At 69.1% G+C, this 2,015-nt stretch carries 1 protein-coding gene; it reads right to left on the bottom strand.

What is annotated here, in order from left to right:
* Positions 1-37: 37 nt before the first annotated feature.
* Positions 38-1,813 carry a 2-isopropylmalate synthase gene (leuA, locus tag H9652_RS05680; RefSeq protein WP_191795391.1) on the bottom strand — a complete coding sequence of 592 codons (1,776 nt, stop codon included), beginning with the start codon at positions 1,811-1,813 and terminating at the stop codon, positions 38-40.
* Positions 1,814-2,015 lie beyond the last annotated feature (202 nt).

Genomic DNA, 2,015 nt, shown 5'->3' with positions numbered 1-2,015 from the left:
GGGCCCCGCGCCGGCCGGGGCGGGACCCGTCGAGGAATCAGCCCTCGGAGCGCTCCGCACGGTTCACGGCCGAGACGATCGCCTTGAGCGAGGCCGTGGTGATCGACGGGTCGATGCCGACGCCCCACAGGACGTCGTCGCCGACCTGGCACTCGACGTACGCGGCGGCCGTCGCGTCTCCACCCTCCGAGAGCGCGTGCTCGGCGTAGTCCAAGACCCGGACCTCGACGCCGACGTGCGCGATCGCGTCGACGAACGCCGCGACCGGCCCGTTGCCCGAGCCCTCGAGCGTCAGGTGCTCGCCGCGGTCCAGCACGTCGACCGCCAGGGTGTCGGGGCCGTCCTCCGACGACACCGCGCGGGTCCCGCGAAGCTTCAGCCGGCCCCACTGCTCCAGGCCCGACTCGGGGGCCGCCGGCAGGTACTCGTCCGAGAAGATCCGCCAGATGTCGTCGCCCGTGACCTCCTGCCCACCCGCGTCCGTGAACGCCTGGACGACGCGCGAGAACTCGATCTGCAGGCGCCGCGGCAGGTCCAGGTGACGCTCGGACTGCAGCAGGTACGAGATGCCGCCCTTGCCCGACTGCGAGTTGACGCGGATCACGGCCTCGTACGACCGGCCGACGTCCTTGGGGTCGATGGGCAGGTACGGCACGCCCCACACCAGGTCGTCGACGCCCTTGCCCGCAGCCTCGGCCTCGGCGGCCATGGCGTCGAGGCCCTTCTTGATCGCGTCCTGGTGCGAGCCCGAGAACGCGGTGAAGACCAGGTCGCCCGCGTACGGGTGACGCTCGTGCACGGCGATCTGGTTGCAGTGCTCGACCGTGCGACGGATGCGGTCCATGTCGGAGAAGTCGATCTCCGGGTCGATGCCCTGGCTGAACAGGTTCATGCCGAGCGTCACCAGGCAGACGTTGCCCGTGCGCTCGCCGTTGCCGAACAGGCAGCCCTCGATGCGGTCGGCGCCGGCCTGGTAGCCCAGCTCCGCGGCAGCCACCGCCGTCCCGCGGTCGTTGTGCGGGTGCAGCGACAGGACGACGTTCTCGCGGTGCGCGAGGTGGCGGTTCATCCACTCGATCGAGTCGGCGTAGACGTTGGGCGTCGCCATCTCGACCGTCGCGGGCAGGTTGATGATGACCTTGCGGTCGGGCGTGGGCTCGAAGACCTCGATGACCTCGTTGCAGATCTCCACCGCGAACTCGAGCTCCGTGCCCGTGTACGACTCGGGCGAGTACTCGTAGAAGACCGCGGTCTCCGGGATGGTCTCCTCGAACTTGCGGCACAACTTCGCACCGTTCACCGCGATCGCGATGATGCCCTCACGGTCCGTGCGGAAGACGACCTCGCGCTGGAGCCGCGACGTCGAGTTGTACAGGTGCACGATCGCCTGCTTCGCCCCCCGCAGAGACTCGTACGTGCGGGCGATGAGGTGCTCGCGGGACTGCGTCAGGACCTGGATCACGACGTCGTCCGGGATGTGCCCGTCCTCGATGAGCAGGCGCACGAAGTCGAAGTCGGTCTGCGAGGCCGACGGGAAACCGACCTCGATCTCCTTGTAGCCCATGTCGACGAGCAGCTGGAACATCTTCAGCTTGCGCTCGGCGTTCATGGGCTCGATCAGCGCCTGGTTGCCGTCACGCAGGTCGACCGCGCACCAGCGCGGGGCCTTCTCGATGCGCTTGTCCGGCCACGTCCGGTCCGGCAGCGACACGTCGAACTGCTGGTGGAAGGGCTCGTACTTGTGCACGGGCATGCCCGACGGCTGCTGTGCCGAACGGGTGCTGGTCTGGGGGGTCTGGGCCGTGGTGCTCATCTTGTCCTTCGCGATCTCTTCGTCGGTGCTGTTCAGCCGGCACACCAGACCACCGCGACGAGGATGCGGCCTAGAGGGCCTCGTCGCGGCAACGAAGGAGGAGCAGCTGAGTCACGTGCACGCTGCCACTGTACTCCCGTCCGGGGCGATGGTCAGGGACGTCCCGGTGGACGACACGCGAGAGGCGGGGGGGGGGGGGGGG

The sequence above is a fragment of the Oerskovia rustica genome (genome assembly GCF_014836555.1).
Lineage (GTDB): Bacteria > Actinomycetota > Actinomycetes > Actinomycetales > Cellulomonadaceae > Oerskovia > Oerskovia rustica.
This window is presented reverse-complemented; position numbering and strand designations above follow the sequence as displayed.